Source organism: Pseudolactococcus yaeyamensis (genome assembly GCF_054658615.1).
This window is the reverse complement of record NZ_BAAGGP010000138.1, coordinates 1-3,698: the sequence shown is the minus strand read 5'-3', so window position 1 is coordinate 3,698 and position 3,698 is coordinate 1. Positions and strand designations below refer to the sequence as shown.

The 3,698-nt window shown below is 37.5% G+C and carries 5 protein-coding genes; all 5 read right to left on the bottom strand.

Translation table 11 applies throughout. The features are described from left to right. Window positions 1-183: 183 nt before the first annotated feature. Entirely contained in the window at window positions 184-525 is a 342-nt protein-coding gene (locus ACYQ21_RS14865; RefSeq protein ID WP_460059404.1) for a hypothetical protein, read from the bottom strand. Beyond that, window positions 518-1,261 carry a PoNe immunity protein domain-containing protein gene (locus ACYQ21_RS14860; RefSeq protein WP_460059403.1) on the bottom strand — a complete coding sequence of 248 codons (744 nt, stop codon included), beginning with the start codon at window positions 1,259-1,261 and terminating at the stop codon, window positions 518-520. Before ACYQ21_RS14860 ends, ACYQ21_RS14865 begins: the two co-directional genes overlap by 8 nt. Then, the gene (locus ACYQ21_RS14855; protein ID WP_460059402.1) at window positions 1,262-2,098 is read right to left on the bottom strand and encodes a hypothetical protein; all 837 of its coding nucleotides are present in this window, start codon (window positions 2,096-2,098) and stop codon (window positions 1,262-1,264) included. 122 nt (window positions 2,099-2,220) lie between these two features. Further along, window positions 2,221-2,679 carry an SMI1/KNR4 family protein gene (locus tag ACYQ21_RS14850; RefSeq protein ID WP_460059401.1) on the bottom strand — a complete coding sequence of 153 codons (459 nt, stop codon included), beginning with the start codon at window positions 2,677-2,679 and terminating at the stop codon, window positions 2,221-2,223. Window positions 2,680-2,685: 6 nt separating this feature from the next. After that, window positions 2,686-3,698, bottom strand: a 1,013-nt coding sequence (locus ACYQ21_RS14845) for an HNH endonuclease signature motif containing protein (RefSeq protein WP_460059399.1), incomplete at its 5' end; no start/stop codon positions are given.

The following is a 3,698-nucleotide window of genomic DNA, read 5'->3' as shown; positions in this document are numbered from 1 at the left end:
TTGATTCGTGACGATAAAGACTGCAACCAAGGCAACAATACTTATCGTTAAAAAGACAATCACGATATTTTGAAGTCGTGCCAACTTTTCATCTAGTTTGTGATAATGCTTCATTTTGTTCTTTCTTGTTTAGTGATTTAAAATGAAGAACCCTTATTTATAATATAAAGATTCTTCACATTTTTATTCGTTAGTTAATCCCAACTTTTCAACCACTTCTGCTTCGTTTAATCCTTCTAATCGCCATAACTCAACTTCATCATTACCTGCAATGACCTCTGCACCTAATAATTCAAGTGCTGGAAGAAAGGGAACTTGTGTAAGTAATTCATTTGTATCAGCATTAAGAATTGTCAGGATAACATGGTCAACTTCAACTTTTCGTTGGTCATCTACGGCATAAGTTGGTTGTACTTCAAAGATAGTCTCAACCCCCAAAGTTAAACCTACTACGGCTAAAACTCCCTCTTGACCATTATCATAGAAATTTATTTTTGCCAGATACGCTGTTTGTTTTTCAGTCATTACTTTCCCTCTTTTCGTCTTTAAAATGTACCAAATCATACGGATAGTTCGGGTGGTCTTTTAAGTTTTCATCTGGAATGTTAAGCAGTTTTGCGACTGCGCCTGCCTCCCAACTCCAGTAACCGTTATAGGTAGAAAAATTCATATTCTCAATTGAACTTTTCTTATGCTCATTATACCAGAATTCTCCTTTTTTAGCCCCATACCAACGTGTAACGTAGTCAGTCAAATGTTTATTTTGTTCTTCTGGGGTATCACTTAATACAGCTTGCCAAAGTCGATTAAACTGCTTTTCCCAAATCAATTTTCCATCATTTTTTTGACCTGTCGTAAGAAAATCTAACAAACCATCTACTTCTGGAATTTTTTTTGTAGGATTTTTAAAAAACGAAGAACGAAACTTGGTGCGCCATTCCTCTGGCTCATTAAACAAAATACAATAACTCAGAGGAAATAATACGCCATTATAACTCTCATGAGCCTGTTCAGATTTCAATGCCCTTTGAATAAATTCATCCATTTGTGGCTTAATCTCAGAGACTTTATCTCCACGAGAATAACGAGCAACAACTATATTAAGAATATTTGCAGTTATTCCACTATAAAGGCGTTCAATTCTCTCTAAATCCTCAGGTCGATCGTTATTCTCTAGCCAGTTAGTAAATTTAGAAATTCCTTTCTCTTGACGAGAAATATAGGCTTCAAAATATTCTTGACTCATAAATCTATCTCTCATTTATTTGACCACCTTCCCTGACGCATCTAATAATTTACTAGAAATAAGACCTTTGTCACTCACTTTTACTAACTCGCTACCATAACCAGCACCTCTAATTTCTTCTGCTAAGTCAAGCCCAACTGCTTCAGCTAATTTATCTCTTCCTGAGTTCACACCTTTAAGCCAATCTTCACTCATTTGTTTACCATCATTGGTTTTACCAAGTTTTGAGCTGCCATATTTTGCTTCCGCAATAACATAAGGTGGGTTGCCATCAGGTTTGTAATAAACACCATCTATTCCCTGATGTCCTTTTTGATTCAGACTTGTCACTCTATCCTTACTAATACGTGTATAGCCCTTATCCTCAAAGTACTTGTCCATCTTCATTTCGCCATAATTCCCTTTTTGGAAATTATTGGTTAAAGGAATGTCTCCGTTTTCAACACCATTCATGATTTTCAGAAGTTCATCTTGTTCACTTGCTGCTTTTAATACACTCTTAGCTTCTTTTGCACCTGCTACGGTCGCCTTGCCAACCCTTGACAAATCACCTGCGCCATTAAAGCCAGCACTTGCACCACCTTTTGATAGCTCTGCCATAAAGCCTTTACCAAAGGCTGATGCCCCTTTCTTGGCTTTGCTACCATAAGCAAGGATAGATTTACCAGCAGATGCTGGAACTTTCGGAATTTGTTTCACAACACGTAAAGCAGTACTTCCTAACTCCCCTGCTTTTATTAATTTTACCGCACTAGAGCCTAGTTTTGTAAGTGCAACAGTACCACCAATTGCTAGAGTGGCGAAATTCGCAACGACAACGACTGTGTTCGCAAGTTGTTCATCTACCCCCATAGCTGTCAAACCTTTAGCAAGAGGATTGAAATCTTTACCTGTCGCATATTTTATACCACTTGCAACGAGTTGATTCCCTGCAAGAGCTGCATCGTTATTTATCTTATCTCTAGATAATCACTTTATTCAGGATTTTTTACCATAGATTGAAATTCGTCGAAAGTTTCACATAACCAATAAGTATTGTTATCATCATCCGATTCCTCTAAATTACATTCATCGTCATAATAATAATAACCACGTAATTCTGGCAAATCAATAAAAATAATTAAAGCGTTTAGTAATGTTGTTCCTATTGCAACAACATGTTCCTCCTCAATAAATTTTTCAGTCCACTTTTCAATACTCTCTTCTTCTGTCCCAATTCCAAACATAGTTTCTAAATTAGTCAAGAATGATGTATTATTATTTACAATTAGTTCAAATTGGTTGACATTTTCTTCAGAACTTGAATTCCATCCTCCATTTGTCTTCTCTAAGAAAACCATATAACTCTCATCAAATTTTACATCAAATTTATTGGCAACCCTCATGATTTCATCACGAGAAACTCCTCCATTTATGTCTAGCTTTATAGTCATAAATAATTACCCCCTTTTTCCCTTCAATAATGAAATACCACCACGATGACGAAATTCTTTATGCAATTCAGAATTGATTCTTTGTAATGTCTCTAAATCATTTTCATGATGCCAAGTCGTTCTAGGAACTTTCCCTCTAACTTTGTCCGCATCATTTATATCAGCCTGACGTCCCGCACTTCCACCACGAGGGTCAAAACCAGTTCCGTTATGAGGTTTATACTCCTCTTGAACCAATCCCGCTCCCTTGAAATCTGGAGTACCATCTGCACGATAACGAACTTTCACACCATCTTTGTTGGTATAAGTCCATGTAGGTGGTATATCATCCATATTAACTGAAATATCTCCACCTTCATCTAACCACTTCTTAGGTCTTGGTGAATTTTTAGGTTTACTCTTTAAAATATCTTTATTTTTCAAGATATTATTGTAGTCATCAACCTTGTTACTAGCACTAAGGACACTCTTAGCTTCTTTTGCACCTGCTACCGTCGCCTTACCGAATATTGAAGGTACCGAGCTAACATCCAAACTAGAACTTAGAGTACGTTTGGATAGCTCTGCCATAAAGCCTTTACCAAAGGCTGATGCCCCTTTCTTGGCTTTGCTGCCATAAGCAAGGATAGATTTACCAGCAGATGCTGGAACTTTCGGAATTTGTTTCACAACACGTAAAGCAGTACTTCCTAACTCCCCTGCTTTTATTAATTTTACCGCACTAGAGCCTAGTTTTGTAAGTGCAACAGTACCACCAATAGCTAAAGTGGCGAAATTCGCAACGACAACGACTGTATTCGCAAGTTGCTCATCCACCCCCATAGCCGTCAAACCTTTAGCAAGAGGATTGAAATCTTTACCTGTCGCATATTTTATACCACTTGCAACCAACTGATTCCCTGCAAGAGCTGCATCAAATGCTAAACCAGCCATAACAAGCGGTGTTGCCGTCCCTGCTGATACAACGATGAGTGCCACTGCAACAACTACACCAACAACAGCCCAGAATAATTCTTTTT